This is a genomic window from Vibrio sp. M260121, from assembly GCF_036533715.1.
In the GTDB taxonomy this organism is placed as follows: domain Bacteria; phylum Pseudomonadota; class Gammaproteobacteria; order Enterobacterales; family Vibrionaceae; genus Vibrio.
Genome location: NZ_JATABF010000004.1, coordinates 26,463 through 43,795, shown reverse-complemented (window position 1 = coordinate 43,795; position 17,333 = coordinate 26,463). Strand labels below are relative to the sequence as shown.

Below are 17,333 nucleotides of genomic sequence, written 5' to 3'. Positions count from 1 at the left end.
TAGGTGTTTGAACCCGCACCATTATTCGGGGGGCGGGAAGTCTCTATTCATCATTGAAACTGGTGAAAAGTTGTTACTCATGACAACATCGATCATATAATCTGGCTCTACAATTTCACTTTTCGCTGCCAGATTTCGCTTATGCAAATTCCTCAAATTGACGTAACGTCTCTCTACATTCTTAAATACCTTCTCGAAGAAAAGCACGTATCGAATACTGCTTTGCTGCTCAATACGAGTCAGTCTTCAGTAAGTCGAGCACTGCAAAAGATGCGAGTGTTTTTTGATGATGAGTTATTGGTACGTACGAGTTTTGGCTATGAACTTACCCCAAAGGCAGAAGCGATCAAGTTAGACATATCTGCGTTGATTATTAGTCTTGAAAAGTTGTCGCATAAGAATTCATTCGAACCAGAGAAGGTGGAAGGTACCGTTCGATTCTATGGTTTACAGCCGCAGGTCAACACTATGATGCCCAAGCTTGTTGCTGCCATTCGTGAACGAGCGCCAAATCTTGTGGTCAGTATCGACACAACGCCGAAACGCCATTTTGAGGAACTGGTGTCTGGAGATGTGCATTTCTCGCTTTCTTCCCACGAGCCGCCGACATCGGAACAAAATATTTATCGTAAGGTCGTGGCTAAACGAGACTTCCGTTTATTAATGAGCAGAAACCATCCACTTGCCAATGAAGCCTTAACGGCAGAGAAGTTGCGTGATTACCATTTTGGTCAAATCTCTCTACAAGGAGAGAAAACGTTGTCATTTGAGCACAAGTTCATTGAGTTAGGCTTAGCAGATAAAAAGCAGCGTTTGTCGGCGCCAGTACAACTTACTAACTTCACATCAGCGCCGAGTATTGCGGCGGAGACGGACATTATCTTTCATTTACCGACGCCATTCGCCGAAGCGGCTTGTCAGGATGAACGCCTAATTACACGCGAAGTGCCAGAACCACTGCGTTTGGATTTCTCACAAGTGTATTTGTATTGGCATAAGCGTTTTCATGATGACCCAATGTGTATTTGGATCCGTGAGTTATTCAACGAGTTGTTCGAAGATAACGAAATGCATGCATAAATGCTTGATTGAGTATTGTGAATCAACGTTGCAGATCCTGCATAGTAAGATTCGATGTCGTGCATACTGTATTGATTGAAAGCATAGGGTAATGAGAGTTTAATTGATAACAATTATCAGTTGTAAATAAAATTAGTTATCAAACATGCTCAAGAATATCCCTTTTAATTGTCGCACTGCGGTAAACGTTACCGCAGGTATTTCAGTGGCACTCCCTCTTGTTTCTTTTGCTGATTCTCAAATAACTGAAGATCACACCATCATGGAAACCATGGTGGTGACGGCTTCTGGGTATGAGCAATCTACGTTGGAAGCTCCTGCGTCGATTAGTGTGATTGACCGCGCGCAAATCGAAAACCGTTCTTATAAAGATCTAACCGATGCTCTGAAAGACATACCGGGTGTTGTTATCACTGGTGGCGGTTCTCGCCAAGAGATCTCCTTGCGTGGCATGCCTTCAGATTACACCGCAATTCTCGTTGACGGACGTAAGCAATCTGGTCGTGAAACGCAGGTTAGTAGCGGGGGAGGCTTTGAGCAGGATTGGTTACCACCGCTAAATTCGATTGAGCGTATTGAGGTAGTGCGTGGTCCAATGTCGACTTTGTATGGCTCAGATGCCATCGGTGGTGTGATCAACATTATTACACGCAAAGATTTTCCAGAATGGACAGGTAGTCTCCGCGCGGAAGCAACGCTACAAGAAAACAGTAAGTCAGGCAATTTCTATCAAGGCGAAATGTACCTCGCAGGTCCTTTGATTGATGGCTTGGTGAGCACTGCGATTTCAGGGATGTATCAAGAGCGTATTGAAGACGAAATACTTTATGCAAACGGCGGTAAAACGCTTGAGAACTATCGTGCATCTGTTTATTTCACTCCAACGGAAGAAGATACATTCACCCTTGATTACACTCATCACGATCAAGAGCGAGCGAACACGCAAGGGAAGTCTCGGACTAAGACCTCTGCGACCAACAATAACCGTCAATCGGTTGGTATTGCACATGATGCTAACTATGAATCTGTAACTGGTTCTTCATACATCAGCACTGAAACGGTTGAAAATGTAGGGCGTGGTTTAGAAGTGCAAAACATCAATGCCAATACTCAATGGTCCAAGGCATTTGGTATGCATTACATTTCAATCGGTGCTGCATTTGAAAGTGAAGAACTGGATAACGGTGATTTTGTTTTTAAGAACTCGCAATGGTCGGTATTTGCCGAAGATGAATGGTACCTGACAGACAACTTTGCGCTCACATTGGGTCTACGATACGACGACAACGAGCAGTTTAACTCACACTTTAGTCCGCGCGTGTTCGGTGTTTGGACTCTTAATCCAGAATGGACAATGAAAGGTGGTGTTTCAACGGGGTATCGCGCACCAAATTTGACGGAAATGGAGGAAGATTGGGTGCAAGAAAGCTGTAACGGTAAATGTGAAGTTTATGGCAATGCAGACTTGAAACCTGAATCTTCCGTCAACACTGAGTTAGGCATGTATTACTCCGGAGTGAATGATTTGAACTCCAGTTTGACGGTGTTTTACAACGATTTTAAAGACAAGATCGACACGATTAACCTCGATCCAAGCTGTACTGGGCGCGCATGTGATTCAACGTATGTAAATATTGAAGATGCTATCACGTATGGTGCGGAAGGCTCGATTAACAAAGGCATTACTGAAACGATCAATGTCGGTGCCACTTACACTTATACCTATAGTGAGAAAAAGTCAGGTGAAGATAAAGGTCAGCCGTTAACACAAGCTCCAGAGCATTTAGTTGCGCTGAATGCAGATTGGGCGATTCGTGACAATATTAACTCGTGGGTTCGTGTGTCTTATCGCAGCGAAGAATCCGACCCAATTACTGTGGATTCACGTAATACCCCTGCACCGTTAATTACTTATGTAGACTTTGGTGGGAATTGGAAAATCAATCGCCAATTGAAGCTGATGGCAGGTATCTACAACCTGTTCGATGCGGAAACAACATACGATGAATATGGCTATGTTGAAGATGGTCGTCGATACTGGGTTGCTGCAGAAGCATCGTTCTAATGGTGGACTTAAAATCAATGAAGAAAATCATGACTTTACTTAGTGTAATTTCACTGAGCATGTTGACGGTAAATGTACAGGCGAACATCTTAGAAAGTGCTGTCGTTGACAAGGATATTGTATTTAAAACGGTTGAAGGTCGCGAGATTAAACTCGATCTCTACAAACCGAAAGTGCACAGTGAGCAACCTTATCCACTTTTGGTTTGGGTTCATGGTGGTGCTTGGAAGCGCGGGAGCAAGGATGCGATACCTACTAAGAACTCACTATTATTGCAATCAGTCATCGAGAAAGGTTATGCGCTTGCTTCAGTCGATTACCGTTTGAGCGGCGAGGCTATATTTCCGGCGCCATTACAAGACATCAATGATGCTATTAACTTCCTTCATGATCATGCGAAGCAATACCATATTGCGGCAGATAACGTAGTGATGATGGGGCGCTCTGCGGGTGGGCACTTAGCGGGCTTGATTGGAACGACGAATGCGTACGGCGACATCTCATTTTATGTGAAGCCCAAATATCAGGTGGAAGCGGTTGTGAGTTTTTTTGGTCCCACTGATTTGTTAGCGCTAGGCAGTAAGGGGGGAAAGAGTGCGAGTAAGAAATCATCGGTGTCTCGCTTTTTAGGTGACACGCCAAGTGACATTCCTGAAATCGCCAAGCAGGCATCATCAACGACCTATGTTAACGACAAAACGCCGCCGTTTATCCAGTTACATGGAACGATAGATAAGCGTGTTCCTTTGCCACAAAGCGAACTACTCAAAGCTAAATTGGATGAGAATAACATTGAGAACCAGTTGTGGATTGAAGAAGGAGTGGGGCATAGTGCGCCGATATTTGATTCTCAGAAGTATGTTCCGCACGTGATGGCGTTTCTTAATAAACACTTTCCCGTTATTTCGAAATAAAAGAAAACCGGGCTGAAACTATTCAGCTCGGTTTTTATGCTCTAACTGCGACTACAATCGTCTTAGCATAAGCATCTAAATCCCATGTTTTTTAGGGTTCGCTCCGCTCTGCCAAAAAAGAGCAAACTGCATTGTTCATCTAGATAGTAGATACGATAGTGGCGCATGGTCACCGGCTTTTCGTAGCTCAATACAATGTATTCGTTTCCATTAGACTTTGAATATTCATATTATTGATAGTCAAGCGCTTGAAAGTCTGTCACGGCACCACCGATCGGTGAGTAATGATTCCGAGTTTCAATGTGATCTTTGTAGAGTTCGGTATAGGTCGTCCACCTATATTGCATCGCTTCTACCTTGCCAAACAGTTGAACTTTTGACTGGTGTGCAGTGAACAAGAGAATACCGTTGAACACGACTAATGCTATCAATACTTTGAGTTTATGGGCATTGAAGTAGAAGCTGATCTTTGTGATAAATGCATTCATGGTTGTTAATTGTCACTACCGTTTTTCCGTCATCGGAACGTTTTATTTCTGGGTAAGCTTTGGCTTTTAGTACCTGTTCAAAGTCGTGCTTGTAATACAATGTTTTCGCTGTTTCATAAAGGTTGAAGACTTTTAGCACGAGCAATACTGCGAGTAGAAGGCACCATAAACCTTGGCTTTGACCCGTTTTGATAACACTCATTGGAAGCGTTTTTTGCTTCGGCTCAATTAGTGCTTTAGAAACCAACTTGTTTCGTATGTCAGGCGGTTTCAGGGTAGCGAATTATAGGAAACTGAATAAGGAAATTAACGCCTATATTTGCAATTTATTTATTCAAAGCGTGCTTTAAATGTTCAATTAATGATGCGATGTTAAGCGAGTGTAAAGTCCTATTTTTTCACTTATTCTCACGTTTTTAATAAACTTTCTTTTTCTCTGCGTTAGCAAGATCTCCTACTAATTGGTTTGCTTTGTCACGAATTCTCTGGTTTTGTCCATTCTTTTTTACTGTTTTTATTAAGAAAAATCTGATTTCAATTGCTCACAGAAAATTTATTTTTCCAATAAAAAAGAGGCTGAATTGAGATATCAATAACAGCTTTAGAACAAACATTTTTGTCTATCGTAAAGAGCGGTAAATTTTGTTGTATGTACAACATTGAGTAATTATCATCCCGACTAATATTTGCTGACTTTTTATTGAGTCGCGTTTTTTAGTTAGGAAGAGAGAATTTTCATGACACGTAGAACCACGCTATCGCTCTTGATTGCGTCGAGCCTATTATTGGTCGGGTGTGAACAGAGCCAAGAAGGACAAGCGCAAGGTGGTCCAGCGCCGACACCAGAAGTAACGGTAATGACGGTTGAACCTGTTCGCCAAGCGCTAACAGTAGAACTGCCGGGCCGTAGCCGAGCGTTTAAAGAAGCAGAAGTTCGCCCTCAGGTAACGGGTATAATTTCTGAGCGTAATTTTGAAGAGGGTGGTGTGGTTGAGCAAGGTCAATCCCTTTACCAGATCGACGATTCTACGTTCCAAGCAGACCTACTAAGCGCAGAAGCTGAACTGATCCGTGCTCAAGCTTCGGAAGAATCGACGTACTCAACAGTTCGTCGTTACCGTGCGTTGATCACTAAGAAATCGATCAGCCAACAAGATCTAGATGAAGCAGAAGCAGCTTACAAAGAAGCGAAAGCGCAAGTGTTGGTAGCAAAAGCGAGAATCAACACGGCGAAGATCAATCTGTCTTACGCACAAGTGAAGGCGCCAATCAGCGGTGTGATCAGCAAGTCTAACGTAACGGCGGGTGCGCTGGTAACGGCAAACCAAGCGGCGACGCTGACGACTATCCAACAGCTAGACCCTATCAATGTTGATATCGTGCAATCTTCTGCTCAGTTACTCCGTTTGAAAGCAGCGATGTCACAAGGTCACTTGCAAAAAGACGAATCCGCTCAAGTAACACTAACGCTTGAAGACGGTTCGACGTATGCGCATAAAGGTATTATGAAGTTTACCGAAGTGAATGTAGATGAAAGTACTGGCAGCGTAACGCTACGTGCAGAATTCGCGAACCCAGATGGCTTATTGCTACCGGGTATGTTTGTGCGCGCAACGGTAACAGTAGGTGTGGACCCTGTGGCGATTCTTATCCCGCAGAACACAGTTACGCGTGACGCAACGGGCAAAGCCTCAGTAATGACAGTGGGTGCGGACAACAAGGTAACAATAACTCCGGTAACAACGGCGGAGTCTATTGGTAACCAGTGGCGTATTACTGACGGTCTGAAAGTGGGTGATAAAGTCATCACAACCGGTCTACAGATGATCCAACCGGGTAGTCCAGTAACTATTCAATCAGGTGAGCAGGCTTAATCATGGCACGATTCTTTATCGATCGTCCGGTATTTGCTTGGGTACTTGCGATTCTGACTATGTTGGCGGGCGTGATGTCTTTGTTCAACTTGCCAGTTTCTCAATATCCAACGATTTCACCGACCACGATCTCAATCAGTGCTCGTTACCCTGGTGCTTCTGCGAAAACCGTAGAAGACTCAGTAACTCAGGTTATCGAGCAAAACATGACGGGTCTGGACTACCTGCGTTACCTAAACTCAAGCAGTGATGCGTTTGGTAATGCCACCATCACGCTGACGTTTGATAGCGAAGCCGATCCAGATATCGCGCAAGTTCAGGTGCAGAATAAACTGCAATTGGCGATGACGTCGCTTCCGATGGAAGTACAAAGCCAAGGTATCGTTGTAAACAAATCTAACACCTCATTCTTGATGGTTGTGGCGGTTTACTCTGAAGACCCGGACTTTACAGAAAACGACATCGGTGACTTTGTTGTTACCAATATTCAAGATCCGATCAGCCGTGTAACGGGCGTAGGTCAAGTGCAAGCGTTTGGTTCTCAATACGCAATGCGTGTTTGGCTAGACCCATTCAAACTGACTCAGTTCAACCTTACTGCAATCGACGTCGCGAACGCTATTCGTGAACAGAACGCACAGGTTTCTTCTGGTCAGTTGGGTGCAGCGCCTGCGCAAAAAGGTCAGTTGCTTAACGCAACCATTTCTTCAGCAAGCCGTTTAACCAGCGTGGCTGAATTCAGAAACATCATTCTGAAATCAGAAGCGAACGGCTCGAACGTTTACCTGAAAGACGTGGCACGTGTTGAGCGCGGCGCAGAAAGCTACGACATCAAAGGTCAGTACAACGGCTTCCCAGCGGCAGGTCTTGGTATCTCTCTCGGTACTGGTGCGAACGCGCTAGAAACGGCAGAAGCAGTAAAAGAACGTCTTGGTCAGCTAAGTGCGACTTTCCCTGATGGCTTGAAGATCGCTTACCCGTTTGAGACAACGCCATTCGTTGATGCGTCGATCAAAGAAGTAATCAAGACACTGCTTGAAGCGATCGTGTTGGTATTCTTGATCATGTACCTGTTCTTGCAGAACTTCCGTGCGACGATCATCCCAACGATTGCGGTTCCGGTGGTATTGCTGGGTACGTTTGCGATCCTTTATGCGACCGGCTTTAGTGTTAACACCTTAACCATGTTTGCGATGGTTCTGGCAATCGGCTTGCTGGTTGACGATGCGATCGTAGTAGTTGAGAACGTGGAACGTGTAATGCACGAAGACGGTCTCGATCCAAAAGAAGCAACCAAGAAGTCAATGGGGCAGATCACTGGCGCGCTAGTGGGTGTTGGTCTGACGCTGTCTGCGGTATTCGTACCGATGGCGTTCATGTCTGGCTCAACTGGTGTTATCTACCGTCAGTTCTCTATCACCATCGTAGCGGCGATGACGCTATCGGTATTGGTGGCGATCATTCTTACTCCGGCACTTTGTGCGAGCTTACTGAAAAAAGGCGATGCGGAATTTTCGGATAAGAAAGGCTTCTTCGGCTGGTTCAACCGTAAGTTTGATGCGGCAACGGCGGGTTACGAAGCGGGCGTAGCGAAAATGCTAAAACGCACTGGTCGTATGCTATTGGTATTCGCGGCAATGAGTGCGGGCGCAGGTTGGTTGTTCATGAACCTTCCGACATCGTTTCTACCGGATGAAGACCAAGGTACCGTGTTCTCAATGGCAATCTTGCCACCGAACTCGACTCAAGAGCAGACTGAAAAGACACTAGAAAAAGTCCGTAACTACTTCCTTGAAGAAGAGAAAGACAATGTTAAATCTGTCTTCTCGGTTGCGGGCTTCAGCTTCGCAGGTCAAGGTCAGAACATGGGTATGGCGTTTATCGGTCTGAAAGATTGGTCAGAACGTGAAGCACCGGGTTCGGATGCGGCTTCGCTGACAGGTCGTGCGATGGGTTACTTCTCAACGATTAAAGAAGCAATGGTGTTTGCATTTGCGCCACCTGCGATTCAAGAGTTGGGTAACGCGACCGGTTTCGACTTCTACCTACAAGACTCAACCGGTAACGGTCATGAAGCGCTTGTGGCAGCTCAATACCAAATCCTAGGTATGGCAGCTCAAAACCCGAAACTGGTGGGTGTGCGTCCAAACGGTCAGGCAGATGCGCCGATGTACCAAGTTCATATCGACCACGTGAAACTGCGTGCGCTTGATGTGAGCATTAATGATGTAAACCAAATCCTCGCTTCGGCATGGGGTGGTGCGTACATCAACGACTACATCGACCGCGGACGCGTGAAGAAGGTAATGGTACAGAGTGACGCAGAACACCGCATGCAGCCGAAAGACTTCGACTCTTGGTACGTACGAAACTCACAGGGTGAAATGGTGCCATTCTCGGCATTCGCAACGGGCGAGTGGACTTACGGTTCTCCGCTATTACAACGCTTTAACGGTCTACCAGCGATGAACATCCAAGGTGGCGCGGCTCCAGGCGTAAGTACTGGTGAAGCGATGGCAGAAATCGAAGCCATGGTAGAAAAACTGCCTCCTGGCTTTACGGTGAACTGGAACGGCATCTCTTACGAGGAACGTCTGTCTGGTAACCAAGCGCCAATGCTTTACGCGCTGTCGATTCTGGTTGTCTTCCTTGTACTAGCAGCACTGTACGAGAGCTGGTCAGTACCATTCGCGGTTGTGCTTGTTGTACCTCTAGGTGTGCTAGGTGCGGTACTTGCAGTAATGACTCGCGGTATGGATAACGACGTATTCTTCCAAGTTAGTTTGTTGACCACTGTTGGTCTGGCAACGAAGAACGCGATTCTTATCGTTGAATTTGCGAAGGAATACTACGAGAAAGGCGCGGGCTTGATTGAAGCAACGCTGCACGCGGTACGTGTTCGTCTCCGTCCTATCATCATGACCTCGCTTGCGTTTGGTCTGGGTGTAGTGCCGCTAGCTATCAGTGCGGGTGTAGGCTCTGCGGGTCAGAACGCGGTAGGCACGGGCGTACTTGGCGGTATGGTAAGTGCGACCTTGCTTGGTATCTTCTTTGTGCCAGTGTTCTTCGTTGTGGTTGAGCGTTTGTTCGATCGCCGCGCAAGAAAAGAAGCACAAAAAGAGCAAGTGGAATCTACTTCACAGCCAACGACAAGCCAAGAGTAGGACTTAGCGCTAAAGACTAAGTTATACTATTGCTAATAAGTACAAGAAAAGGGCGCTTCGGCGTCCTTTATTTTTGGATTCAATTGGATAGTTTGGGTTTGAGGTTTAATTTTTACGTCATTCTGAACAGCGAGGGACGAGCGTGATTCAGAATCTGTTCACCGAGTGCTGTAGCTTGATGAGAAATATTGAGCCAAGAGCGTGTGGCAATTAGATTCCTGATCTCGCCTAGGCTCGTCGGAATGACGGGATGTCGCTCTCTCGGTTATGTTTCTCGTCATTCTGAACAGCGAGGGACGAGCGTGATTCAGAATCTGCTCACCGAGTGCTGTAGCTTGATGAGAAATATTGAGCCAAGAGCGTGCGGCAGTTAGATTCCTGATCTCGCTTAGGCTCGTCGGAATGACGGGATGTTGCTCTCTCGGTTATGTTTCTCGTCATTCTGAACAGCGAGGGACGAGCGTGATTCAGAATCTGCTCACCGAGTATTGTGGCTTGATGAGAAATATTGAGCCAGAGCGTACGGCAATTAGATTCCTGATCTCGCTTAGGCTCGTCGGAATGACGGGGTGTTGCTCTCTCGGTTATGTTTCTCGTCATTCCCGAAAACGACGAAGGAGCGTAGTCGGGAATCTCTTGTAAACGCAGTACTATCCAAATGAAAACAAAGCCGAAAGTAGAATAGGCAAGTATGAAAGATCAGAAGATTTCTTCGATATCCGTGTTGGATCAAAGCCCGATGTTTGTGTGCAGCGTGATGAACAGAACGTTTCGCAATCGTGCTCAAGCAGAGCTATCGCGTCAGGACTTAATGACGTTAGAAATGGCGAGTGCCTTAGCAGCGTTGGAAGAGTTTCAACCGATGAGCCAGCAAGAATTGGCGGACGCGGTTCTAACGGAGCGAAGCGTCGCAAAACGCATGGTGGATAACTTAGAGAAGCGCGGCTTTGTTCAAGTATCTAAGTGCGAGACCAATCAAAGACTGAAGATTCTGACGCTCACCAAAGAAGGGGTAGAAGCGGTACGCAAAGTGCACCGCATCATGACTAACCTTAAGCAAGATTTCTTCTCTTGTTTGACGGAAGAGGAATCTGACGAATTCTTCCGTTTGGTGCGTAAAATGACCTTAGCCAATCACGCTTAATTCTGTATTTCAAACGATGGCGAGCCAATTAGCTTTCTGTGAGGAAACGGTTCGCCACTTCAGCTTCTTGCTTCTTCATCAATTGATGCGCGGTCAGCATGTGTTGTTCCATTACTTGCTTGGCTTTTGGCGCGTCACCTTTACGTAATGCTTCCACCAGTGCACGTTGGCTTTGCACGCCCGTTTGCCACAGTTTGTGGTTACCCGGTTCATACAGTTTTCGATAAATCGTTAGCTCGGTAAGCATCTGCGCAGTAAAGCGAACCACAAACTTCAGCAGCTCATTACCAGAGTAACTCGCTAATAGGCTGTGAAACTCAATCGATGCAATGTGGTGTTCGTGCTCTTGATACACGTCTTCTGGTGGCGCGTGTACTGCCGAATCGGTATGAGTGTGATGGCCCGGCAATCATTCGTTCGCAAGATTTGACTCAAACTCAGGCACAGGAAGCGTGTGAGGTTTTAGCAGCGAAAGAGGCGGACTTCCATAAAGTGGCGAATACAGGTCATCAGCCGGTAGCAGACGACAACAATGAACGAGTAGAAGTGGCGGTGTTTGCTAGTAAGGCGAGTTACGTGGATTACTCGTCGTTCTTGTTTGGCAATACCACCAACAATTGCGGTCAGTATCTGGAAGGTAACCCAGCAGAAACAGTCAACGTGCCGCGCTTTGTGGCTTACCGTTACAACAATGGTGACGAGCTTTCTATTCTCAATTTAGAGCATGAGTACACCCACTACCTCGATGCGCGATTCAACCAATATGGCTCGTTCGGCGATAACTTGGAGCATGGTTACATTGTATGGTGGCTAGAAGGTTTTGCTGAATACATGCAGTGACGCTAAAGGCCTCATTGGAAACCGAGGCGCCAACACCAACAACGCCGGAGCGAGATGATTTAACGCCTGTGGTATTGGAATCGGGTAAACCGCAGACGCTCAAGGTATTCGAACGACGCTATGCAGCGGTTTATGTACCGCAAGGCGTTCAAGAAGTACGAGTGTGGCTAACGGATACAAACGGCTACTCTGACAATGGCGATGTGGACTTGTACGCGAGCCGAGCTTACTGGCCAAGTGCTATGCAATACGAATACGCATCTAACGACAGAGGCAGTAATGAATCCCTGCAAATTCCAGTGACTGAGGCGGGCTATTTGCACTTCACGTTGGATGCACCGCAGCAAGGGGATGAAGTGGAGATGATGGTTTACTTTTACTAATACCCATTACCCTGAACCAGTATCCATGTAAAACAAAGCCGGACACTGCGTCCGGCTTTTCGGTTTAGATGTCTCGATTCTCAAGGCTTTGGTCTGTTTAGATTGAGCTCTCGATTTTTGTCTTTTTAGTGACTTTCGCCTGTTTAGTGACTACGCCATCGACAGAATAGGCCAGTTTGCCAGCTATGTAGGTTGCTTCGACGTTTCTCTCATCGCCTAACATCATCAAAGCAAAGAGCTTATCTTCCAAGCTTTTTGAGTGCTGGGAACGCAGCTTCTGCAAGTCTGTTGCCGCCCAGTTGAGGACAACGAAATCGGCTTCTTTTCCTGCTTCAAAATTGCCTATCTTGTCATCGAGGCTGAGTGATGTCGCCCCTCCGAGTGTAGCTAAGTACAAGCCTTTAAATGCGGACAGTTTCTTTCCTTGTAGCTGCATGATTTTATAAGCCTCATTTAAGGACTCTAACTGAGAAAAACTGGTGCCTGCACCAACATCTGTCCCCAAACCGACACGTACATCTTTTTGTTCTGCTTTTTCTAAATCGAACAGACCGCTACCGAGAAATAGGTTGGACGTCGGACAAAAAGAAATCACGGAATCGGTACGCTGAAATGCACTCCATTCTTTATCGGTAAGGTGAACCGCGTGGGCGAAGATGGAGCGTTTACCAGCCAAACCATAGTGCTCGTAAACATCGAAGTAGCCTTCACGATCCGGGAAGAGTGACTTCACCCATTCGATTTCATTTTTGTTTTCTGACAAGTGGGTATGCACATAGGCATCTGGATACTCGGCTTTGAGTTTCCCAGCAGCCGCTAATTGTTCGGGTGTCGAGGTAGGGGCAAAGCGTGGAGTAATGGCGTATTGCAATCGTCCTTGGTTATGCCATTTGTTGATCAGGTTTTTACTTTCTTGATAGCCCGTTTCTGGTGTGTCGAGTAGGTAGTCTGGCGCGTTGCGATCCATCATGACTTTCCCCGCAATGATACGCATGTTCTTATCTAACGCCTCTTCAAAAAGCGCTTCTACCGATTGAGGGTGAACAGTGCCAAACACTAATGCGCTGGTGGTGCCATTTTTCAGCAGTTCATTGATAAAGAACTGAGAGATGGCTTTGGCGTGGGCTTTGTCCTCAAACTGTTTTTCCGTTGGGAAGGTGTAGGTTTCTAACCATTCCAGCAGCTGCTCACCATACGCGGCAATCATCTGAGTTTGTGGGTAGTGGATGTGTGTGTCGATAAAGCCCGGCACGATGAGTTTTCCCCTGTGATCGACAATCTCTTGGTACTGTGTCGAATCGCTTTCACTGAACGCTTTGATGGCTTTGATATGACCATCTTCAATCACTAGTAAACCGTCTTCAAAATACTGATAGGCATCGGGAAGGTGTTCAACTTTGGCTGGATCGTTGATGAAATGTAATAGGCTAGAGCGGATTGCGGTGATGTCCGCCGCCGCTTGCGAAGAGAAGAAAGCCGTACCGAGTAAAGATAGAAGGATCGCGTTTTTGTTCATAAGTCACTCCATTGAATCGTTTAAAAATCCATGGTTTTTGACTTATCAGAACAAGTCCTTGTCAATAGAGTGTAACAACCGAAAACCATTAAAAGCACAGTCACTACAGCGAGATGTGTGCCAGATGTCTGTTTGAGCTCTCAGAGTAAACAGAATGGGGCTCGACGGAAAGAGGCGTAAGGTGAAAGTAGGTACTCACGATCCATGATGGTGAAGAAAAACAAAGGTTTGAACCGAAGTGGTGCATGCGATGCTTTGCTAATAAATGACCTTGGGCTGCAATAAAGTTGTCATGTTTGGGCTATAAGTTGTGCGACGTAAATTGGCGATGCCAAGTGAATAAGCTGAATTGATCAGCGATTTGGCGAACAACTTAACTTGTAGATTGGAGAAACATGTCAAGAGCAGTAAACCCAGCTGATGAAGTGATCATTAAGCTGCTACAAAACCAAGGCTTGATTAAAAGCGAAGCTGAGGCTCGTTTAAAAGATGAGGTGTACCGCTTGCACCCGCATGAAATTGAAAAAGTAAAAAACTACGATCAGCACTTTGGCATCAACGCCAAAGAGAAATTGATTGATGAGATCTTAGATCTCCGACGTGAAGCATTGATCAAGAAAATCTCCCGCCCAGAGGCTACGGCTAGCCAGTAAATGGCTTTAAACGTGCCAAGGCATTTGATCTCCCCTTAGTGTGTAAAAGTAAGTAAATAAGAGACACCAAGTGGGTGAGTGGTTTGACTCTTATTGAAAGTCGTTTTAGTTTTCGAACCAATCAATCTTTGTCATGAATGAGTGTAGATAGCGGGATATGGATTCAATCACACAAGCAGCATTAGGGGCGACCGTTGCTGGCGCGATCGCAGGTAAACATTGCAATGCCAAGGTATTGCTGATGGGCGCGGCTCTCGGTACCTTGCCAGACCTGGATGTGATTCTGGACTACGGTGATGCGGTTCAGAACACGATTAAGCATCGTGGCTTTACGCACTCTTTATTGGTATTGCCTCCGTTTGCGTTGCTGATTTCTTGGCTTTATTGCCGCTGGCGACCTGATTCGTTCTGGACACTATCACGAGTGTTTTTCCTCACCGTCAGTGTACTCGTGACGCATACCTTACTGGATGCAATGACGACGTATGGCACTCAGCTTATTTGGCCATTTGAGGGCTATTTTGAGCTAAGGAACGTGTTTATTATCGACCCGCTTTACACCTTACCGCTGTTGCTGGCGATCGGTGTGGCACTGTTTTCTAAATCTCGCGGTGGACGCTGGTGTCAAAGCGTGGTGCTTATCTCCACACTTTATCTCGGTTGGGGATACGCCTCTCAACAAATGGTTGCGTCTCGTGTTGAGCAAAACTTGGCTGCGCAGAACTTACCGAATCAGCAAGTGCTGATTACACCAACGCCGTTTAACACGTTTCTATGGCGCGTGGTGGTGATGGACGATGGCCAATATTACGAAGGTTTAGCGTCGGTATTAGACAGTGATCAGCGCATTGATTTTGTGACGCATCCTCTTGGCAGTTGGCCGATGGCAGATAAGCCGGACACGCTGAAAGGATTAAAGGCTTTTTCTCACGATTACCTCAACTATCGCGTGGAAGATGATGCTCTGATTGTGACGGACTTGCGTTTGGGTATGTCTAACAATCTGTCGTTCGAGTTTATCTTTGCTGAGAAAGGTGAAGATGGGCAGTGGCAGCTATTAGAATCGACCCAACGTTATCCGAGTGAGCGCAGTTTAGATTTGCTCGGTCAGCTTTGGGAGAGACTGAAGGGTGACCAGGGTATTGATGCGAATCTGCAGCGTATGGAGTTGAGTGCACGTTCTTAGTTTACGTGTATGAGATCCCCAACTCGCTCGTGCCTCGCTCTTGAGGATGACGATACGAGAGATGGGAGTGACGATGTTGATGTTGTGAGATGTCTCAAGCGTGTCATTCCCGAAAGCGACAAAGGGGTGCTGTCGGGAATCTCTTGCCAATACAGAATTACAGTGAGTACGGGATTAGCTCCAGAAGAAAAGCCGGACGTGATGTCCGGCTTTTTGGTATTTAATTAACGTTGGGCTGCAGCCTATGCCACTACCACTGGAACGCCACTGTGGAATTTGAAATCCTCATCCGGTGTTGAAATTAGCTCAGCTTCAAGGCGGCCAAACTCCGCAACGCGTTCGCTAATGTCTTTGCCTGCGATTTGCTCTGCCAAAATTAAGTAATCTTGGTAATGGCGTGCTTCTGAACGCAGCAGAGAAACGTAGAACTTCGCGATGTCGTTGTCCATATGCGGAGCCAGTTTTGCAAAACGTTCACAAGAGCGAGCTTCGATGTAGGCACCGATAATGAGCTTATCAATCAAGGTTTCAGGCTCATGCGTCTTCATCTCAGAAATCAGCGTTTTCGCGTAGCGGCTTGCTGGAATGTTCTTGTATTCCACGCCACGGCTTTCCATGATTTCTAGTACTTGATAGAAGTGGTGTAACTCTTCTTTGATCAGCAGAACCATTTTGTCGATCAGATCTTGGCTGTAAGGCGAGTCTGATTTAGCGATGATCGCTTTAGAAATATTGCTCTTACCTTTCAGAGTCTCAAGGGAACCTGTCTTGCGGTAAGCGAAGTCTTCATAAGGTTTGAACCAATCGAGTAGAGCGTGTGAGCTGGCTTTGTCTACGGCGTATTTACGGATAAGGAACATCGCCGATTGGCCGGCTTTCAGTTCACACAGTAGATGGTCTAATAAAATGGTTTGAAGGTTTTCAGGCTTCCTTGCTTCCTCAACCCATTCATCTGGGGTGCTGCATTGCAAGAATTGGTTAATTGGAGCAAGAAGGTCCTGATAGGCGTCGAGATTAATCATTTAATTTTTAATACTTTACATTCAAATTTCGGTTTATCCAGCCAGCGTCTTTTCAAAGGGATAAGACACAAAAAAGGCTGCAAACGCAGCCTTTAATCGGATAGGGCGGAAAGCTTGTGGAGAGTTTACCACTTTTTCTTCTCGCCGAAGAGCGCATCCATATCACTGTCACGTTCTTTATCGGCAAGTTGCTGCATTTCAGCATCGTTTTTGTCTTGGCGTTTCTTATCTAGGTCACCAAGCATATCTTCAAGTTTTTGTTTCGCCTGAATCGAGTATGCGTCGTTTTTGGTGCTCAGTGCATCGATGCCTTTACGAAGCAGCTGTAGAGCAGTGCCAGGCTGACCGCGGGAAATGGAATCGTTCGCACGTTTGATCACGTTCTCGATGTTGATGCGGATTTGCATCGTTTCCAGACGCGCATTTTCCGTTACGTAAGTTTGTGTATCCAAACGGCCTTTGTTGTGTTCGTTGCGAACCGTATCACGCAGACGTTTAACCAGTTTTAGCATTAGGATTGCTTGCTTGTCGCTGCTTGGCATTTTGAACGTCGTACTTTCGCCGCTTTGATTACTTTCTTTAAGTTGAGTAATTTGCTGCTTCATGTTCTCGATGCGTTGGACAAGCTGTTTGTTTTTTGGATCCAGCTCGCGCATGCTCTCAAGAGCATCAAGAATGCGATTGTTTAGGCACAGCAGTAGGTCCTTGCTGAAAGGAATATGGTGAGCGTGACCAATAAGCTCTTCGGTACCGTCAATCAGTGTCACGTAACGAGCAGACTCCTGTCTTTTCGCGGTCTCTACTTTCACCTTGTACTGCAACATGATGTTGTACCCAAGGATCAAGACCAGTAGAACGGCTACCAAAATGACTATTAAACCAGTATTCATATCTTTGCGTCTGCTTTTTACTTTTGTATGACTAGCGATAGAGAATACATGAATCTTCTCTCTCCCGGCACCCTATTTATTTGATTATTTTGCCCCAAACACGTTTTCCGTCGG

Annotated in this window: 13 protein-coding genes and 2 pseudogenes; 9 read left to right on the top strand and 6 right to left on the bottom strand. The window is 46.1% G+C overall.

The window, feature by feature from the left end; genetic code table 11:
- Window positions 1-141 precede the first annotated feature (141 nt).
- The 3 genes from QTO06_RS03915 (at window position 142) to QTO06_RS03905 (ending at window position 4,059) form a co-directional block, all read left to right on the top strand.
- Entirely contained in the window at window positions 142-1,080 is a 939-nt protein-coding gene (locus QTO06_RS03915; RefSeq protein ID WP_050933672.1) for a LysR family transcriptional regulator, read from the top strand.
- A gap of 145 nt (window positions 1,081-1,225) precedes the next feature.
- Complete coding sequence (locus tag QTO06_RS03910) at window positions 1,226-3,145, top strand: TonB-dependent receptor domain-containing protein (RefSeq protein WP_331406934.1); 1,920 nt, start codon at window positions 1,226-1,228, stop codon at window positions 3,143-3,145.
- A 59-nt stretch (window positions 3,146-3,204) separates the two neighbouring features.
- Entirely contained in the window at window positions 3,205-4,059 is an 855-nt protein-coding gene (locus QTO06_RS03905; RefSeq protein ID WP_331407001.1) for an alpha/beta hydrolase, read from the top strand.
- Between the two features lie 230 nt (window positions 4,060-4,289).
- Here the strand turns inward: QTO06_RS03905 and QTO06_RS03900 are convergent, their stop codons facing one another.
- Both QTO06_RS03900 and QTO06_RS03895 read right to left on the bottom strand, forming a co-directional pair.
- Window positions 4,290-4,547: a hypothetical protein gene (locus tag QTO06_RS03900; RefSeq protein WP_331406933.1), complete on the bottom strand. Its 258-nt coding sequence runs from the start codon at window positions 4,545-4,547 to the stop codon at window positions 4,290-4,292.
- Window positions 4,501-4,749, bottom strand: a complete 249-nt coding sequence (locus tag QTO06_RS03895) for a hypothetical protein (protein WP_331406932.1) — start codon at window positions 4,747-4,749, stop codon at window positions 4,501-4,503. The genes QTO06_RS03900 and QTO06_RS03895 overlap by 47 nt, the downstream gene beginning before the upstream one ends.
- Before the next feature lie 535 nt (window positions 4,750-5,284).
- On the opposite strand from QTO06_RS03895, the gene QTO06_RS03890 reads away from it, so the two are divergent.
- From QTO06_RS03890 to QTO06_RS03880, 3 genes are all read left to right on the top strand, one after another.
- Window positions 5,285-6,421, top strand: coding sequence for an efflux RND transporter periplasmic adaptor subunit (locus QTO06_RS03890; RefSeq protein WP_331406931.1), 1,137 nt, complete (start codon window positions 5,285-5,287; stop codon window positions 6,419-6,421).
- A gap of 2 nt (window positions 6,422-6,423) precedes the next feature.
- A complete protein-coding gene (locus QTO06_RS03885; RefSeq protein WP_331406930.1) occupies window positions 6,424-9,585 on the top strand; it encodes an efflux RND transporter permease subunit in 3,162 nt (1,053 codons plus the stop codon).
- Window positions 9,586-10,276: 691 nt separating this feature from the next.
- On the top strand, window positions 10,277-10,729 hold the full coding sequence (locus QTO06_RS03880) for a MarR family winged helix-turn-helix transcriptional regulator (protein WP_331406929.1): 453 nt from the start codon (window positions 10,277-10,279) through the stop codon (window positions 10,727-10,729).
- A gap of 28 nt (window positions 10,730-10,757) precedes the next feature.
- Here the strand turns inward: QTO06_RS03880 and QTO06_RS03875 are convergent.
- A pseudogene (locus QTO06_RS03875) lies at window positions 10,758-11,096 on the bottom strand (FCD domain-containing protein); the annotation flags it as partial.
- On the opposite strand from QTO06_RS03875, the pseudogene QTO06_RS03870 reads away from it, so the two are divergent.
- Window positions 11,063-11,952, top strand: a pseudogene (locus tag QTO06_RS03870) (collagenase); the annotation flags it as partial. The pseudogenes QTO06_RS03875 and QTO06_RS03870 sit on opposite strands and share 34 nt — an antisense overlap.
- Window positions 11,953-12,049: 97 nt before the next feature.
- Here the strand turns inward: QTO06_RS03870 and guaD are convergent.
- Entirely contained in the window at window positions 12,050-13,468 is a 1,419-nt protein-coding gene (gene guaD / locus QTO06_RS03865) for a guanine deaminase (protein WP_331406928.1), read from the bottom strand.
- Window positions 13,469-13,863: 395 nt separating this feature from the next.
- On the opposite strand from guaD, the gene QTO06_RS03860 reads away from it, so the two are divergent.
- Window positions 13,864-14,121: a hypothetical protein gene (locus QTO06_RS03860; RefSeq protein ID WP_010646166.1), complete on the top strand. Its 258-nt coding sequence runs from the start codon at window positions 13,864-13,866 to the stop codon at window positions 14,119-14,121.
- 157 nt (window positions 14,122-14,278) lie between these two features.
- The gene (locus tag QTO06_RS03855) at window positions 14,279-15,307 is read left to right on the top strand and encodes a metal-dependent hydrolase (RefSeq protein ID WP_331406927.1); all 1,029 of its coding nucleotides are present in this window, start codon (window positions 14,279-14,281) and stop codon (window positions 15,305-15,307) included.
- A gap of 242 nt (window positions 15,308-15,549) precedes the next feature.
- Here the strand turns inward: QTO06_RS03855 and miaE are convergent, their stop codons facing one another.
- Both miaE and QTO06_RS03845 read right to left on the bottom strand, forming a co-directional pair.
- Window positions 15,550-16,329 carry a tRNA isopentenyl-2-thiomethyl-A-37 hydroxylase MiaE gene (miaE, locus tag QTO06_RS03850; protein WP_331406926.1) on the bottom strand — a complete coding sequence of 260 codons (780 nt, stop codon included), beginning with the start codon at window positions 16,327-16,329 and terminating at the stop codon, window positions 15,550-15,552.
- Window positions 16,330-16,454: 125 nt separating this feature from the next.
- Window positions 16,455-17,219: a hypothetical protein gene (locus tag QTO06_RS03845; RefSeq protein WP_050918679.1), complete on the bottom strand. Its 765-nt coding sequence runs from the start codon at window positions 17,217-17,219 to the stop codon at window positions 16,455-16,457.
- Window positions 17,220-17,333 lie beyond the last annotated feature (114 nt).